Below are 15,855 nucleotides of genomic sequence, written 5' to 3'. Positions count from 1 at the left end.
GAAAATCCGGGTAACCTGCGCGCCGGTGGCCGCGAGCGCCTAAGCTCGATCCATCGACCCGTGCCCAGCGCGAGTCGACTGCTCTGGAGGGGACCGTCATGAGAATCGCTGTCCTTGGTGCTGCCGTCGCCGCGTTCGTGGGCGGGACGCTGGCGGTCACGCCACTGACCACGGTGAGCGCGCCCTTGCCGGCGGGGGAGACATGCGACGGCGCGGGGGGCGCCGGATGCGAGAAGTTGGCTGCGGTCCTCATGCCCGAGGCGCCGAAGCCACTCCCGCAGCGCCCCGAAGCCCCGTCTTTCTCCGAGGCGGGCAACGTGATCGCGCCGCAGCCCGCGCCCGAACCCGGCGTGCCGTCGGCCGCCAGTGAGGTGCCCGCCGGCGGCGCGGGCGGGCTGGTCGGTGGTGGCGGCAGTGCACCGGTCGCCGGCGGGGCCGGCATGCCCGTCGGGGGGCTCGGCGGTGTCCCCGACGCGGAGTTGGGCGGCATTCCCGACCCGAACGCCCTGGCCCCCATGCTGCCCGGCCTGGCCGGGCTCGGCGGCGCGGCCGCCGTCCCCAACAGCGCGGCCGTGGGCTTGTCGGTTATCCAGGGCGTCGTCGGCGTCGGCGGCAGCCTCGTCGGCATCGGCACCGGCCTGGTGGGCACCGTCGAGGCCGCCGTGATCGCAGTCGTGTTCCTGAAGAACGCCGGCCTCCTGCCGAGCAACCTTGGCGTGAGCCTCCCCTCGGTCCCCGGGGTGAGTCTGCCCTCGCTGACCGGTTTCGGGGTGCCGGGCACCGGCACGACCAGCCTGACGACCGCGGCGGCCGCGGTCCCCGCGGTGGCGGCAATCCCGGGCGCGGCGGCGGTGCTTCCGGCGGTGGGCCTGCCCGCAGTCGGTCTGCCCGCCGCACCCGCGCTGCCCGCAGTCGGTCTGCCCGCCGCACCCGCGCTGCCCGCAGTCGGTCTGCCCGCCGCAGCCGCGCTGCCGGCGGCCGCGCTCCCGGCGGCCGGCCTGCCGGCCGCTCCCGCGCTGCCGGCGCTGCCCTCGCTGCCCCAGGTCGGGCTGCCCGCGGCTGCCGCGCTGCCCGCGCTGCCGGCGGTGGGCCTCCCGGCGGCTCCGGCGCTACCGGGACTGCCCGACATCCCGCATCCGCGGTTCTGCACACCGTCGATCGGACCCATCGGGGCGTGCACGCCCTGACACCGGCTCAGCCGTTCCGGGATCGCAGCACCGCGTCGTAAAGCTGGCGTGAGCGCACCCCCGGGTGCGCCTCCGCCACCTCGCTGCAGGCATCCTTGACGCGGACGCCGTCCGCGGCGAGTTCCTCCACCCGGGCCACCAGCGCCGGCAGGTCCGCGCGCGGCGCCGCCCCGGCCAACACGACGGTGACCTCGCCGAGCACGCCGTCGGACGCCCACGCCGCCAACTCCTCGAGCGTTCCGCGCACCACCTCCTCGTGCACCTTCGTCAGCTCCCGGCACACCGCCGCCCGTCGGGCACCGCCGAGTTCGTCGGCCGCGTCGCGCAAACACGCGGCCAGTCGGCGCGGCGACTCGAAGAACACGCACGTGCGCCGCTCGTCGGCCAGCGACGCGAGCCAGGTCCGGCGCGCCGAGCCCTTGCGCGGCGCGAATCCCTCGAAGCAGAACCTGTCCGACGGCAGACCGGAGACCGCCAGCGCGGTGGTCACCGCCGACGGGCCCGGCAGGCACGTCACCGGCAGGCCCGCGTCGACGCACGCACCGACCAGCCGGTACCCCGGATCGCTGATCACCGGCATGCCCGCGTCGCTGACCACCAGCACGGTCGCGCCGGATTTGACCTCGTCGACCAGGGCCGGCACCCGGGTGGCCTCGACCTGGTCGAAAAGGCTGACCACCCGGCCGGCGATGCCGACGCCGAGGGCCTTCGCCAATATCCGTACCCGGCGGGTGTCCTCGGCGGCCACCACGTCGGCGCGGGCCAGGGCGTCGATCAGCCGCGGCGACGCATCCGAGGGCTGCCCCAGCGGGGTCGCGCCGAGCAACAGCCGGCCGTGGGTCATGACCCACAGCCTACGATCGACACCGATGACCGCCCCGCCCCGCGAAACCTCCCTGGCCGCTCGGGAGCGTGTCGTACCCGTCGTCAGCCCGGGATGCCTGATCCCGGTCGCGGATTTCGGACCGACCGACCACGTCCGCGGCTGGGTCACGACGGGCGTCGTCACGCTGCTGGCGACGGTGAGTCGCTTCCTGAACCTGGGCTCGCCGACCGACGCCGGCACGCCCGTCTTCGACGAGAAGCACTACGCGCCCCAGGCCTGGCAGGTGCTGCACAACCACTGGGTGGAGGACAACCCCGGCTTCGGCCTGGTCGTCCATCCCCCCGTCGGCAAGCAGGTGATCGCGCTGGGCGAGGCCATTTTCGGCTACGACGGCGTGGGCTGGCGATTCAGCGGCGCGGTGCTCGGGGTGGCCCTGGTCGCGCTGGTGACGCGCATCGCGCGGCGGATCAACCGCTCGACGCTGGTCGGCGGCATCGCGGGGGTGCTGCTCATCTGCGACGGCGTCAGCTTCGTTGCCGCCCGGACCGCGCTGCTCGACGGGATCCTCACCTTTTTCGTGGTGGCGGCTTTCGGCGCGCTCATCGTCGACCGCGACCAGGTGCGCCAACGGATGCATGTCGCGCTGCTGGAGGGCCGCACCACCGAAACCGAGTGGGGTCCGCGGCTCGGCGTGCGCTGGTGGCGCTTCGGCGCCGGGGTGCTGCTCGGGTTGGCGTGCGGGACGAAGTGGTCCGGTCTGTACTTCGTCGTGTTCTTCGGGGCGATGTCGTTGGCGTTCGACGTGGCCGCGCGGCGTTTGTACCAGGTCCGACGGCCCTGGCTCGGCGCGTTGCGCCGCGACGCGGCGCCCACCGGCTACGCGCTGGGCCTGATCCCGTTCGCCGTCTACCTGGCCGGCTACGCGCCCTGGTTCGCCTCGGAAACCGCGATCGACCGGCACGAGGTGGGCCAGGCGGTCGGGCCCCACTCGATGGTGCCGCTTCCCGACGCCGTGCGTTCGCTGTGGTACTACACCGCCAAGGCATTCCAGTTCCATGCCGGCCTGACGAACGCCGCCGGCAACCACCACCCGTGGGAGTCCAAGCCGTGGAGCTGGCCGATGTCGTTGCGGCCCGTGCTGTACGCCATCGACCAGCAGAACGTGCCCGGCTGCGGCGCGCAGTCGTGCGTCAAGGCCGAGATGCTGGTCGGCACGCCCGCCATGTGGTGGCTGGCGGTGCCGGTGCTGGTCTACGCGACGTGGCGCATGGTCGTGCGCCGGGACTGGCGTTATGCCGTGGTCTGGGTCGGCTACTGCGCGGGGTGGCTGCCGTGGTTTGCCGACATCGACCGGCAGATGTACTTCTTCTATGCGGCGACGATGGCGCCCTTTTTGGTGTTGGCGATCGCATTGATCTGCGGGGACATTCTCCATGCCCCGAAGCAGGGCCGGGAACGTCGCACCCTCGGGCTGATCCTGGTGAGTTGCTACGTGGCCGTGGTGGCGACCAATTTCGCCTGGCTCTTCCCGGTGCTCACCGGGCTGCCCATCTCCCAACAGACGTGGAACATGGAGATCTGGCTGCCCAGCTGGCGCTGAGTTCGCGGGGCGGCGAGACCGCCGTCTGCGCCGAGAGTGCCGTGCGGGCTGCGATCGGGCCCTCGGGCACGACCGTGGCGGCAATCTCGGCGCAGGAATCCCTAGACGGGATCGCGGGCGACGGGACAGGACATGCAGCGGGGGCCGCCGCGGCCGGTGCCCAGTTCGGACCCCGCGATGGTCAGCACCTCGATGCCGGCTTCCTGCAGCCGGGTGTTGGTCTGGACGTTGCGCTCGTAGGCGACGACGACGCCGGGCGCCAGCGCCAGCGTGTTGTTGCCGTCGTCCCACTGTTCGCGTTCGGCGACGACCGGATCCAGGCCGGTGTCGATGACCCGCAGCTTGTCGATGCCCATCGCCTTGGCCGCGGCCTCCAGGAACGGCGCCTCGTCGCTGATGGTCACGCCGTCGAGCGTGCGCTGGATGGTGAACGCCGACAGCGCGTCGACGATGTTGGCGTACATCACCACGGTGTCGGTGTCGACCATCGTGCACACCGTGTCCAGGTGCATCTGGGCGCGCCGCTGCACGATCGGCACGGCCAGCACGGTGGTCGCCAGGTCGTCGTCGAAAAGGCTGCGCGCCAAAGCTTCCGCGCCGGCCGGTGAGGTGCGTTCCCCGACCCCGACCGCGAGCACACCGGGGGCGAGCAACAAGACGTCACCGCCCTCGACGGGCGCGGTGCGCGACTCGTAGGCCCGCCTCACCCCGGTGAAACGCGGGTGATGCGCGTAGATGAGGTCGGTCAAGGACGCCTCGCGCATTCGCGCCTGCAGCGCCAGCGTCGGGATCACCACCCGCGGCCCTATCCAAATCGACGAGTCACGGGTGAACACCAGGTTCGGCAGCGGGTCGATGACGAAGTCAGACCCCCGGTGCATGCGAAGCACCAGCGACACATCGGTGCGCGTGTCCGGCGGCAACTCGCTGAACGTCATGCCGGACATCAGCACGTGCGCCAGCGTGCCCGGTGCGAGGCTGCGCAGGTGGGCCGAAAGTTCTTGCGCCAAAGGAACTCCCAGCCTGCGCGCGTCGACCGCGGCGGCCACGCCCTGCATCCGGGCGGCCCCGCTGTGGTTGAGCGCCTCGGTCAGCAGGTCCGACATCAGCAGGACCTCCACGCCGCGGCTCCGCAGCAACTCGGCGAACTGGTCGTGCTCCTCCTGCGCTCGCGCCACCCACGGCAGCCCGTCGAACAGCAGCTGGTCGACGTTGCGCGGGCTGAGCCTGCCCAGCTCGGCACCCGGGCGGTGCAGGATGGCCACCCGTAAAGTGCCCACCTCGGAATCGGTGCCCAACTCGACAACGCCCACAGACCAACCGTAGCGGCGCCGCGCTCGGACCACACGTTCGCCGCGCCGCCACCGGTTCGAACGTGCGTGCGATAAACTGGGCGCCGTGGGGATCGCGGTCCAGGGCTCGCTTTTCGAGCACACCGAGCGCCGCCACCTCGGCGACGGCGCGTTCATCGAAATCCGCGCGGGCTGGCTCGCGGGTGACTCGCCCGACGAGGCAGGCCTGTTCGACACCCTGCTGGCCACCGTGCCGTGGCGGGCCGAACGCCGCCAGATGTACGACCGGGTGGTCGACGTGCCGCGGCTGGTGAGCTTTCACGACCTGACCCTCGAGGATCCCCCGCATCCCCTGCTGGGGCGGCTGCGGCGGCGGCTCAACGATATCTACGCCGGCGAGCTCGGTGAGCCGTTCACGACGGTGGGGCTGTGCTACTACCGCGACGGCTCCGACAGCGTGGCCTGGCACGGCGACACCATCGGCCGCAGCAGCGCCGAGGACACCATGGTGGCGATCGTCAGCCTCGGCGCCACCCGCACCTTCGCGTTGCGCCGCCGGGGCTCAGGTCCACGGGGCCCGTCGTTGCGGCTGCCGCAGGCGCACGGCGACCTGCTGGTGATGGGCGGAACATGCCAGCGCACCTGGGAACACGCGGTGCCCAAGACGTCGGCGCCCGCGGGTCCGCGGGTCAGCATCCAGTTCCGGCCGCGCGACGTCCGCTGACCGGTTCAACTCCGGACCGCGGCCACCGCCTTGACGAGCAGGTCGCGGGCACGATCGGTATCGACCGGCGCCACCGGCTGGTCGGGGATCACCAGCGGGTTGGCGATGACGATCACCTGGTAGTCGCCGAACTGGGCGGAATAGTCGTAGAGCTCGCCGGTGCGGGCCGCCCCGGCGACCACCGCCTGCAGGACGCGGTGCACGCCGAGCGTGTGCACCCCGGCGATGTGCGGTGCCTCGATCACCTCGATGCCGCCGCGCAGCTGGCCCCCGGAGAACGCCACCCTGGTGCAGTCCTTGCCCGGGTCCGCGAGTGGCACCTCCGCCGAGGTCTCCACGGCGATCACCACGAACCGGTTGCCCTTGCCCTCGGCGGAGACGGCGGCCATATTGCCTTTCAGGTCCGGCGGCATGTCCGGGCCCAACGCCACTTTCGCGCAGTTGGCGGGATCGAAACGCAGACCCTCGGGCAACTTCCGCGCGGCCAGTAGCTGGGGGTCGATCCCCCGCTCGCTGATGTCGGTGACCGCGAAGTCGGGCCCGAAGCTCGACTTCACGGCGGAGACCTTGCTGATGTCCCCCTTCACCGCCGAGGCATCCGTACCCGATGAGCAGCCGGCGAGCACGCACACACACGCGGCCGCGGCCAACAGCTTCAACATCGTGGCCAATCTACCCAAGGCGGATGCTCAGCCGCGCAGCGTGGACACCGTTGTGACGAGCAGGTCGGCGGCGAACTGCGGTGGCAGCGCCGGCAGGGCCGCACCAGGATCGGTGACGAGCGTGGTGAACGCGTAGTAGTCCCCCAGATAGGCGACGAACGTGTATGCGCGCGAATCGATCTGGGTCCCCGACTCGACCGACGACCGGAGGTCGGCCACCATGCCGAGGGTTTGCGCACCGTCGACGTGCGGCGCCGCGATGAGGTGCACGCCGGCCGTGGTGTGAGCCGCGCTCATCGTCCACTGAGCACAGGCCGCGACGAGATTCGCGTCGGGGTCCACCGGCCCGGACAGCGTCACCACGACCGCGTCGACGATGCCGCCCGCACCCGACCCGGAGACGCCCCGGGCGGACTGCTCACGCCCCGCGCCGGGGTCGGCGAGCGCGGCGCAGCGCGCGGGTGAGGCCCTGACCCCGGCCGCGTTCGCCGCCAGGCCCCAGGTCAAGTCGGGTGCGGCCCCCCTGTCGACACCGCTGTGCACCTCATAACCGGGCGGAAAGTCGCCGGCGATCCGCTTGATGTGGGCGGGGTTGACGGCGGCGCCGCGCGGCGCCGGGGCCGACGGCGTGGCCGAGCGGCCCGGCGCCGGCGAAGTAGCGCACGCGGTCGCCAACAGGGTGAGCACGGGAATCGCCGCCCGACCGAGCCAGAACGGCCGCATGCGGTGTTCCTATCACGAAAGTTCGCTTCTTTCGGGCGTTCCGGGCCGCTAGCCGACCGCCTCGATCACCTGGCTGGCAACGCGGTTGATCCGATCGGCCATGTCGCGCTTGAGTCCCGCCTCGCGGCGGCTGGGCACGTCGATCACGGTAGCGATGACTCCGACGTCTTCGCGCTGCCAGACCGCGCCGTAGTGGTCCATGATGGCACGCATCGCGACGTTGCCGGAAAGCATTCGCGCCGAGAACTTTTCGACTCGGTTGAGCCTTGCGGCGATGGACAGCGCGCCGATCAGAAAGGTCCCCACCCCCCGGCCCTGGTAGTCGTCGGCGACGGTGAACGCGATCTCGGCGACCGTCGGGTCGCTCTCGTCGCGCACGAAGCGAGCATCCGCCACGGGGTCGGTCCCGTCGGTCACCACCCAGACGAAGTGGTCGACGTAGTCGACCTCGGACAGGTAGTGCATCAACGCCGGGCTCGGGAGGCGAGCCGTCATGAACCGCCGGTACAGCGTCTCGGCGGAAAAGTGGACATGCCCGTGCACGGTCCGTTCGCTGTCACCGGGCAGAACCGGGCGCATCAGCAGACGAGTGCCGTCGCGCAACCGGATCGGGATGGGCGTGATGAACGCGGCCAGCCGTTGGCGCACCATGCGCAGCAACCGGTCCATGACGCCGGGAATGTGCACCAACCGGGCGAATGCGTCGGCGTCACCGATCCATCCGGCCAGCGGTTCGACGGTGGTGACGGTCGCCGTCCGCGGGATGTCGCGCAGCAGCGCGATCTCCCCGACGATCATGCCCGGGAAGACCCGCTCGAGGATCGGCACGCCGTCGTGTCCGACGCGTTCGACTTCGGCGCTGCCCGACGAGATGAGCAGGAACGAGACCGCCTGCTCACCCTGCCGCATCAGCACCTGACCGGCGGTGGCGCGCAGCGGCTCGACGCCGGCCGCCAACGGCACCAGGTCCGCGACGGCGCATCCCGCGAAGATCTCCATGGTCACGAGCTCTTCGGCCCGCGCACCGGTCAGTTCGGCCACTGCGATGTCCTCGGGGTCGCAGAGTGCGGGCGCGCGACGAGTCCCCGCGCCGCCCGCACTGCTATGAACGTGCCGCTTGTCCTCGTGCCTCCCCGACCCTCACCCGCCCCGGTTCGCGGCGCGATCCCACTCAGGTTATGGCGTCTGCCTCCGATGCGGCAACAACCGGTGGCCGGGCATCCGCGAGCCGGTCCTTGAATTCGAGGACGTGTTCACGAAACTTTGGGCCCGATTTCGTCGCGGTCGACCCTTTGCCTGCCCACCCGCCGGCACATCGCCGCCGCCGGGGTCATTGGTCAATACATCCGCACAAAATGGTTTTGCCAGCCGAATCGGTGGCCGGCGGAACTCAATAACCTGCTTTTCGTGCAGCACCCGCGCACCGTGGGTTTTGCCAGTGGCGACCCGGGATTGACCACCGGGCGCCGCCGCACCAACCCCGACCTGAGCGCGTGCCACTGATTTTCCGCGAGTTTTCCGCGAGAAAATGCTTTCCCGCCGCCCGGACCGTGTGACACGGGGCGATGTGACCCGGGGCGATGTGACACGGAACGATCCGCCGCATGCCCGCCACGGCGCATAGGTAGCCAGGTCAGCCGCCAGCGATACGGCGATGCCGTGTTACCGGACGAGCCCGGCGTTCGAACTCTTTGCCGCTCGGCGATTGCGATGAGCGCCCAAGCATGGGCATTCGCATATCGATAGAAATGCAAGTTTACAATCGCAAAAGATTGCTCGATGCTTACCCGGAGATCGGTCCGGGAAAACGTGAACACTGCGGTCCTGCCACCCGGGGATCGGAGGGTCGACGCCCGTCATGACTGTCAGGTGCATTGACAGGCGACCGGTACCAATTTCCGGCGGTTGCCGCTTTGACAAAGCCGTCCATTGGGCAAAACAGGGCATGGCATTCGCGAGTATTTGTAATATGCTGAGTCCGGCCTTGACGCCGTTCGGATTCTTTTGGTCCGGATTTTCGGCCACTAAGCCGATCGAAGGGATGGCCCGTACGCAACGAAAGCATCGCCCGTGAGTCACGACAATCGATCCGACACCTAGTCGCCGGCACACCGTCGGCACACCAACTCCAAGGAGGCCCAATGACCGTAATCTCGCTGAACGCCCCACACGTCGACGGATTCCACCTCCGGCACAGCCTCAGCTGGCGTGACCCGGACATCGACTGCACGCTGGTGCTTTCGCAGCCGTCGACGGACAGCGACCTCTGGGACGAGTACGCGGACGGTGCCCACCGCAGCTACCGCAAGCACGGCGTCGAGTGCGCCCTGGACGTCGACGCGCTGCTCAGTGGCTCCGACACCGTCATGTACCTGGCGGTGGTCGACTCCGGCGGGCGGATGGTGGCGGGCGTGCGGGCCAAAGGGCCGCTGCAATCGGCCGACGACTCGCACGCGGTGGTCGAATGGGCCGGTCAGCCGGGAGAACAGGCCGTCCGCAACATGATCACCGACCGCGTTCCGTTCGGCGTCCTGGAAATGAAGTCGGCGTGGGTGGCCGACGAACTGAATCACGATCGCTGCCTCACCGCCGCCCTGGCCCGCAGCGGTTTTCATATGATGGCCCTGCTCGATGCGCAGTTCTGCATGGCCACGGCGGCCGCATATGTGCTGAACCGATGGCGCTCCTCCGGTGGGGTGGTCGCGGCAATTCCCGCCACGCCGTATCCCGACGAGCGTTATCAGACCAAGATGATGTGGTGGAATCGTCGCGATTTCGTCAACCATGCGGAACCGGAACAGGTTGCGAAAATCCTCATGGAAACGCAGCAATTGACGCAGTCGTTCTACCGCCAGTCCGGCACCGAAGCGCCTCTCGCCGGCATGGCGTGACCGTCGCGATCCACCGGGGGTTCGCGCCCGCTCGGCCGAGATGAGCCGAGCGGGCGGACCTTGGTGACCTACTGCAGCGACTGGATCCCCATGTGCTTGGGGCGCTGGGCGGGCGACTCGCCGGATCCGTGGTCGTTCGGCGCGGAGAAGTCCTGGGATGCCGGAAGGTTCCCGTTGGAGAAGTTCATCGGTATGAACCGCCTGGCGAACAACGACTCCATCGCCGTGCTGTCCAGGGGGCGGGACAGCAAAAAACCCTGCGCGCGGGTGCATCCGATGGCGAGCAGCGCTTTGGCCGCGCTGACGGTCTCGACGCCCTCGGCCACCACCTCGAGCCCGAACGCGTTCGCCAGTGTCACGATCGACTGCACGATCGCCAGGTCGCGCGGGTTGTGGCCGAGGTCGCGAACGAAACTGCGGTCGATCTTGAGCAGGTCGACCGGGAGGGACTTCAGGTATCCCAGGGCGCTGTAACCCGTGCCGAAGTCGTCGATGGCGATCTGCACCCCGATGTCCTTGAGTCCGGTCAGCGTCTTGCGCGTGGCATCGATGTCGGCCACCACGACGCGTTCGGTGATCTCCAGGCAGACCGCGCCCGGTTCGAGCCCGAAGGCCTCGATGGTCGCGGCAACACGCTCCACGATGCCGTCCGCGACGAGTTGCACCGGAGAGACGTTGACGCGCAACACGGTGCCCCGCCCGACGCCGTGCGCCTGCCAGTCCCCGAACTGCGCGCACGCCAACCGCATGACGCGGCGGCCGAGCTTGCCCGCCAGGTTGACCGATTCGACGACGTCGATGAACGAGTCGGGCATCAGCAGTCCCCGGGTGGGGTGTTGCCAGCGAACCAGCGCCTCGGTGCCCAGGACTTCGCCGGTGCGCATGTCGAACTCCGGAAGATAATGCAGCACCAGGTCGCTGCTTTCGCTGTCGATGGTCTCTTGCAGGCGCAGTTCGATGTCGGTGCGGATGGCTTCCTGGGCGGCCATCTCGGGGCTGAAGGCGGTGACGGTGGCCCCGCCGGACACCTTGGCCGATCGGGTGGCCTGATCGGCCCGGAAGAGCAGCTCCGAGGTGGTGTCGCGCCCGGGTGTGCCCGCGGCGACGCCGATGCTGACCGTGCGGGCCAGCATCTCGCCGTCGATCACGACCTGCGTGTGAACCCGACTTTGCAGCTGCCGGGCGAAGTCCGCGGCAGCGTCGACGGTCATCGGCGCGGCCGGCACGACGACGAACTCGTCGCCGCCGAACCGGGCGATGAGGGCGGGAACGTCGACCGCCTCCCGCAACAGGTCGGCGAAAGCCATGATGAACCGGTTCCCCGGATTCTGGCCGAGATGGTCGTTGACCACCTTCAGCCGGTCCACGTCGAGGAACAGGATCGAGACCGGACCGGGCCTGCCCGCGGCAAGCCGCTTGTCGAGCTGGGAGATCGCCGTCCGGCGGTTCAGCAGGCCGGTCAGGTCGTCGTGTTCGGCCAGGTATCGGACCTGCTCCTCGGCGACAATGCGGGCCTGCAGCTGGGCGAACAGTGCGGCGATCGCCTGCAGCGCGTTCAGCTCTTCCGGCAACCACTCCCGGTCCCCGAACTTGACGAAACCCAGGGTGCCGGTCGTGACATCCCCCGACAACAGCGGCACGCAGGCAAGCGAGGTCGCCGGAATTGCCGTTCCCTCTTCCACCAGCCGCTGATAATCGGCGTTCTCGATCTCGGGACGCAAAACGTCGGGCACCTTGAGGTGTTCGGCCCTCGAGAAGACCGGGTCAGCGTCGGAAAAATAAACTACGCCGATGGGGTCGGGGTCAGGAACGTGGTCGCGCCGTGGCCACTGCGCGATCAACTTGGTTGCGCGAATCGTGTGGTCGTTGTGACGCAGAAAACCGACGTCCACAACAAAGTGGCTGACCAGCTCTTCGAGCACTCGCTCACTGATCGAGGCAGAGTTATCCGCGGTGGCCGCCATCAACTCGGCGGCCGCCGCCGTGACCACCTCATCAAGGGCGCGGGCCATGCTCAATACGGTAACCTGTGTCGGCGCCGGCTAGGGCAACCGCACCCGGCCGAGACTACGACGACTTCGCACCGAAGGCGCGGCGCTGACGGAGAAGCGGAGCACCAGCGCAATGCAGGCGGTGGCCGGTAGGCGAGCAAGTTGGCCGAATTCCGACTGAAGCTTCTCCAGTTCACCAGCAAACGGTCCCGACAACTCTCCGAAATCGTCGACATCGCGCGCGTACAGGAAGACCGGCGAGATGGGCTGAACAGCCAGCCCGCGTAGTTGCGCGGTGATCCACACCGCCTCGACGGCACATCCGCCGCGAGCGTAGTCGGTCAAGGTGTCACCTGACACCGAAATCACCGCCAGCGCCGAACTCGACGACACCCGACGGCGGGTGTCGTCGCCCAGGGCCGTGCCGGCATCCCACTGCGCCAAGGCGGCCATCACGTCTGGACGCTTCAAGATGTCGAGCACAGCGAGATCGCCGGGGTCGAGTTCCAGGCTGCGCACATCGATGCCGGTGTCGGGACACTGGTCGCCGGGCCAGCGCAGCTCGGAAACCATATCCGCATGAAGGCGCGGCGTCAGGTAGCGGATACGGTCAGCGGAGGCCAGAATCGTTGCCGCAGAAGCGATGTCGTCACGCTCGGTCACGAGGTGGAGCCGGGCTCCCTCGCGCTCGGCGACGGTGTGCAGCAGATCGGTTGTATCGGTGGGGATCGGTCGGGGCGTCCCGAGGCGGCGGTTGGTCTCCCTGGCCAGCATCGGCGGGTACAGCTCGGCGAGCTCGGGGTCACCGGCGTCACCCAGCCGCAGCGTCGCCTGCAATGGCACGTCCCCGGACCGCTCCTCCAGGCTCACCGATCCCAGCACATGTTGGCTCGCAGCGGCCACTTTCGCGTTGAAGACGGCCGCTCCGAGCGCGACCGCACTACCGCGGAAGCCGAGGTCCATCGCCGAGGAGTGCTCGGGCGCTATCCGGATGGTGACCACATCGGAGTTGGCCTCGATATGCCAGGCTTGGACGTTGCCGCCCGACGGCGCGCGCATGGCCGCTGCGGCGACGACGCCCGAAACCCCCGGTAGCACGGGGTCTGCATACTCGGGCGGTGATGGAAGTCGGTCGCTTGCCATCTCCGGCTCGTCGAGCCGATCCATCGCCCGGCCGACGTCGATGCGGGTGCGACCCGACCGCAATTCCTCACCCAATCCGATTCTGCGGACGGCCTCGGCAATTGCGCTCGCGCCCAGGATCACATCACCGGCCAATTGTGGCCAGGTCGACACCGAGCGGTCGATCTCGACCGCTGACGCCGCGGTGCGGGGCGACAACCGTTGGGCATCGAGATGACGCAACATGTGCGGAACCTTTTCCCGGCTGCTCATGCCGGGGAGCAACGCAATGTCCAGTTCGCCCAGTAGCCCGTGCAGGATTGGACGCTGCGGATCGAGGTCAAAACGCTCGACGTCCACCAGGCCTCGCTCGCTGGTTGCCATCAGCACCGGGATGCGACGGCGTCGGGCGCTCTCCCGCAGGATGGCCTTGATGTCCAACGAGTCGCATTCCTCGACAACGATGTCGAGGCCTTCGAGGAACTCATCGACAGTCTCGGCGGTGAGCCCGGCGTCCATGACGTGCACCGGCAAGTACGGGTCGAGCTCGGCGATCCTGCGGGCAGCCACCTCCGCCTTGTTCAGCCCGAGGTCCAGCACAGTCGCGGGCACCCGGTTGAGATTGGACAGCTCCATGCGATCGAAGTCCGCCAGCCGCAGCTCGCCGCACAAACCCTGCGCCGCCAGTGTGTGCGCGATGATGTGCCCGACGCTCAACCCGGCGACGCCGATACGCAGTGCACCGAGCCGCGCCTGTTCCTCGGTGGTGATCAAGTTCCTGTTGCGGTCCAGGCGCACCGCTCGAAAACCGCGGGGACCGAGCACCGCGACGACCGCTCGACGCCAGGGGAAATGAGCCCACCGCCAGGGTTCGGCGAGCAACTCTGGATCGGCCGGCGGACGAAGCCTCCGCAGGTTTTCGAGTTGCTCCTCGCGGTGATCGATGAATTCGATGACCGGATCGGCGCGCAGCCGCTCCAGTGGCGCATCATCGGCCGGGTCTGAGGGATCGAGAACTTGAGCGCTGAAGAACGCGATGGCAATCTCCTTAGTACTCAGCCACGGCGACGAACGCGCGCCCAGATCGGCCCGTCGGCGACCATGGTGAACGGCGCAGCCAACGGAAACTCTTCGTCCAACGAACTAATCTCCGCGTGCCGGATGAACGTGGCCAGACCCAGAGTCGACTCCAACATTGCGAAATGATCCCCGATGCACGACCGGGGGCCGCCACCGAATGGCAGGTACTGCCAGCGGTCGCGACTTTTGATGTTGGCCTCACTGAACCGATCGGGGTCGAACTGCAATGGCCGCTCCCACAACGTCGGGTCCCGCTGCACGGCGAGGCGCCCGATGACCAGCGCCGTACCGGCTTCAACTCGGTAGCCGGCGACTTCGACGTCGCGGATCGCCATCCGTGATCCGGTGGGAGTCGGTGGGCACAACCGTAGCGCCTCCCGTAACACCTGCACGGTATAGGGCAGCTGCGAGACATCGTCGGGAGTCAAGGTGCGACGAGGTATCCGGGCGACCTCGGCGGCGACCCGAGCTTGCACTTCGGGGTGGTGTCCGAGTTGCCACAACGCGTACGTCAGGGTTGTCGCGGTGGTGTCGTGGCCGGCGAACAAAAACACGATGAGTTCCTCGGCGATTTCCCTGTCGGACAAGGCTTTGTGCGTAATCGGATCGGTGGCCGCGAGCAATGCCCGCACCAGTGGGGCCTCCTTGGTCGGATCCACACGACACTCCCGCACAATGTCGTTGGTAAGACGGTGCAGGGTCGCACTGGCCGCTCGGGCGCGCCGCCGCGCCGGCGTCGGTAACCAGGCGGGCGCTCGGATCGGCCGCACCGCTCGGTTCGCAACGTAGGTGAGTGCAACTCGCAACGGCTCGTTCACGTCGGCGGCATGCCCGCTCAAATCGCGTCCCAGCACCGATCGCCCCAGCGCTCGAAGCGTCAGCATGCGGCACTCGGCATCGAGGTTCACCGTCGCGTCGTCCTGCCAGGCGACTGCCACCGATTCGGCGGCCTCTGCCATGTGCCCGCCGAATTGGCGGACCTGCTGTTTCGTGAATACCGGCTGCAACGTGCGCCTGCGTGGCAGCCAGGGCTCATACGGTAGATCGAACAGATTGGCGCCGACGACCCGGCGGAACTCGGTGAACACGCGGGTGGTTTTGTCGATCGCGCCGTCTTTATTGCTCAGGATGTCGCGGATAGCCTCCGGCGAGGTGGCGACCACGATCGGCGGCATCAGCCATTTCGGCCCCAGGCGAAAGCGTGTCACCGGGCCGCCCGCGTCGCGCAGCTGATCCATTCCGGTGTGAAAAGACCTCAGTGCCCTGGCCCGCTGGAGATAGGGCAACGGGTTCTTGGGGGGCAGTGGCAGCGACGCAAGATCCCTCGCGGCGGTCTCGACCACACACACCTCCACCAGTAAACCGGTGCGAAAGGTTACTTCGCACCGGCGCCAAGCATATGCACCTGCACCGCCAGGCGGTTTAGGCGGCCGCTTTCCACTGGCCCAATCGCGCCTACTCCGCGGTCAACGCGGTGTGAAGTGGACACGCGGGTTGGTAGAAGTGTGCGTCGCGGGATCACCCGGTTCTCGCGTAGGGGGTCTCGTGCGTGCCATGGATCTTTGACCAGCGCGGGTTCCACCAGCAGCTCGCGTTGGCGCCGCGGTGTTGGCTTCCGTCTCTTTTTTCGGGCCCTAATTGCCATGGATGGCAAATCCCACAGCCCACACGCCGCACGGCCCCGCAGACACGACGTCGTCGCACACGAATCCGCACCCCTGGCACGGTCGGGCCCGTATATGATGTCGCGGGGGCTT

General features: G+C 68.7%; 12 protein-coding genes. 4 read left to right on the top strand and 8 right to left on the bottom strand.

Features of this window, described 5'->3' with window-relative positions; genetic code table 11:
* Nucleotides 1–98 precede the first annotated feature (98 nt).
* On the top strand, nucleotides 99–1,187 hold the full coding sequence (locus FPZ47_RS02960) for a hypothetical protein (RefSeq protein ID WP_144945902.1): 1,089 nt from the start codon (nucleotides 99–101) through the stop codon (nucleotides 1,185–1,187).
* A 7-nt stretch (nucleotides 1,188–1,194) separates the two neighbouring features.
* On the opposite strand, the gene rsmI is transcribed toward FPZ47_RS02960, so the two are convergent.
* A complete protein-coding gene (rsmI, locus tag FPZ47_RS02955; RefSeq protein ID WP_144945904.1) occupies nucleotides 1,195–2,031 on the bottom strand; it encodes a 16S rRNA (cytidine(1402)-2'-O)-methyltransferase in 837 nt (278 codons plus the stop codon).
* Between the two features lie 25 nt (nucleotides 2,032–2,056).
* Between rsmI and FPZ47_RS02950 the strand changes: the two genes are divergently transcribed.
* A complete protein-coding gene (locus FPZ47_RS02950; protein ID WP_144945907.1) occupies nucleotides 2,057–3,613 on the top strand; it encodes a dolichyl-phosphate-mannose--protein mannosyltransferase in 1,557 nt (518 codons plus the stop codon).
* A gap of 101 nt (nucleotides 3,614–3,714) precedes the next feature.
* Here FPZ47_RS02950 and arcA read toward each other — a convergent pair whose 3' ends face one another.
* Complete coding sequence (arcA, locus tag FPZ47_RS02945; protein WP_144945910.1) at nucleotides 3,715–4,926, bottom strand: arginine deiminase; 1,212 nt, start codon at nucleotides 4,924–4,926, stop codon at nucleotides 3,715–3,717.
* An 85-nt stretch (nucleotides 4,927–5,011) separates the two neighbouring features.
* On the opposite strand from arcA, the gene FPZ47_RS02940 reads away from it, so the two are divergent.
* Complete coding sequence (locus tag FPZ47_RS02940) at nucleotides 5,012–5,629, top strand: alpha-ketoglutarate-dependent dioxygenase AlkB (RefSeq protein WP_144945913.1); 618 nt, start codon at nucleotides 5,012–5,014, stop codon at nucleotides 5,627–5,629.
* A gap of 5 nt (nucleotides 5,630–5,634) precedes the next feature.
* Here FPZ47_RS02940 and FPZ47_RS02935 read toward each other — a convergent pair whose 3' ends face one another.
* The 3 genes from FPZ47_RS02935 to FPZ47_RS02925 are packed head-to-tail and all read right to left on the bottom strand — an operon-like array spanning nucleotide 5,635 to nucleotide 8,013.
* Nucleotides 5,635–6,291 carry a DUF5642 family protein gene (locus FPZ47_RS02935; protein WP_144945916.1) on the bottom strand — a complete coding sequence of 219 codons (657 nt, stop codon included), beginning with the start codon at nucleotides 6,289–6,291 and terminating at the stop codon, nucleotides 5,635–5,637.
* A 27-nt stretch (nucleotides 6,292–6,318) separates the two neighbouring features.
* On the bottom strand, nucleotides 6,319–7,014 hold the full coding sequence (locus tag FPZ47_RS02930) for a DUF5642 family protein (RefSeq protein WP_144945919.1): 696 nt from the start codon (nucleotides 7,012–7,014) through the stop codon (nucleotides 6,319–6,321).
* 48 nt (nucleotides 7,015–7,062) lie between these two features.
* Nucleotides 7,063–8,013 carry a GNAT family N-acetyltransferase gene (locus FPZ47_RS02925; protein ID WP_144946026.1) on the bottom strand — a complete coding sequence of 317 codons (951 nt, stop codon included), beginning with the start codon at nucleotides 8,011–8,013 and terminating at the stop codon, nucleotides 7,063–7,065.
* A 1,142-nt stretch (nucleotides 8,014–9,155) separates the two neighbouring features.
* Here FPZ47_RS02925 and FPZ47_RS02920 point away from each other — a divergent pair.
* Nucleotides 9,156–9,905 (top strand): hypothetical protein, encoded by a 750-nt coding sequence (locus FPZ47_RS02920; protein ID WP_144945925.1) that lies wholly within the window; start codon nucleotides 9,156–9,158, stop codon nucleotides 9,903–9,905.
* A 68-nt stretch (nucleotides 9,906–9,973) separates the two neighbouring features.
* On the opposite strand, the gene FPZ47_RS02915 is transcribed toward FPZ47_RS02920, so the two are convergent.
* From FPZ47_RS02915 to FPZ47_RS02905, 3 genes are read right to left on the bottom strand one after another with little or no spacing between them, the layout of a single operon-like run.
* Nucleotides 9,974–11,917, bottom strand: coding sequence for a putative bifunctional diguanylate cyclase/phosphodiesterase (locus FPZ47_RS02915; RefSeq protein WP_144945928.1), 1,944 nt, complete (start codon nucleotides 11,915–11,917; stop codon nucleotides 9,974–9,976).
* A gap of 30 nt (nucleotides 11,918–11,947) precedes the next feature.
* On the bottom strand, nucleotides 11,948–14,077 hold the full coding sequence (locus FPZ47_RS02910) for an Rv1355c family protein (protein ID WP_425461723.1): 2,130 nt from the start codon (nucleotides 14,075–14,077) through the stop codon (nucleotides 11,948–11,950).
* A complete protein-coding gene (locus FPZ47_RS02905) occupies nucleotides 14,074–15,441 on the bottom strand; it encodes a cytochrome P450 (protein ID WP_144945933.1) in 1,368 nt (455 codons plus the stop codon). The genes FPZ47_RS02910 and FPZ47_RS02905 overlap by 4 nt, the downstream gene beginning before the upstream one ends.
* Between the last annotated feature and the right edge of the window lie 414 nt (nucleotides 15,442–15,855).

This window comes from Mycobacterium helveticum (genome assembly GCF_007714205.1).
GTDB lineage: Bacteria > Actinomycetota > Actinomycetes > Mycobacteriales > Mycobacteriaceae > Mycobacterium > Mycobacterium helveticum.
This window is presented reverse-complemented; position numbering and strand designations above follow the sequence as displayed.

Bases quoted from the DNA above. Each gene is read 5' to 3' on its own strand.
- FPZ47_RS02960 (WP_144945902.1), top strand. From the start codon at position 99: ATGAGAATCGCTGTCCTTGGTGCTGCCGTCGCCGCGTTCGTGGGCGGG.
- rsmI (WP_144945904.1), bottom strand. From the start codon at position 2,031: ATGACCCACGGCCGGCTGTTGCTCGGCGCGACCCCGCTGGGGCAGCCC.
- FPZ47_RS02950 (WP_144945907.1), top strand. From the start codon at position 2,057: ATGACCGCCCCGCCCCGCGAAACCTCCCTGGCCGCTCGGGAGCGTGTC.
- FPZ47_RS02935 (WP_144945916.1), bottom strand. From the start codon at position 6,291: ATGTTGAAGCTGTTGGCCGCGGCCGCGTGTGTGTGCGTGCTCGCCGGC.
- FPZ47_RS02930 (WP_144945919.1), bottom strand. From the start codon at position 7,014: ATGCGGCCGTTCTGGCTCGGTCGGGCGGCGATTCCCGTGCTCACCCTG.
- FPZ47_RS02925 (WP_144946026.1), bottom strand. From the start codon at position 8,013: ATGGAGATCTTCGCGGGATGCGCCGTCGCGGACCTGGTGCCGTTGGCG.
- FPZ47_RS02920 (WP_144945925.1), top strand. From the start codon at position 9,156: ATGACCGTAATCTCGCTGAACGCCCCACACGTCGACGGATTCCACCTC.
- FPZ47_RS02915 (WP_144945928.1), bottom strand. From the start codon at position 11,917: ATGGCCCGCGCCCTTGATGAGGTGGTCACGGCGGCGGCCGCCGAGTTG.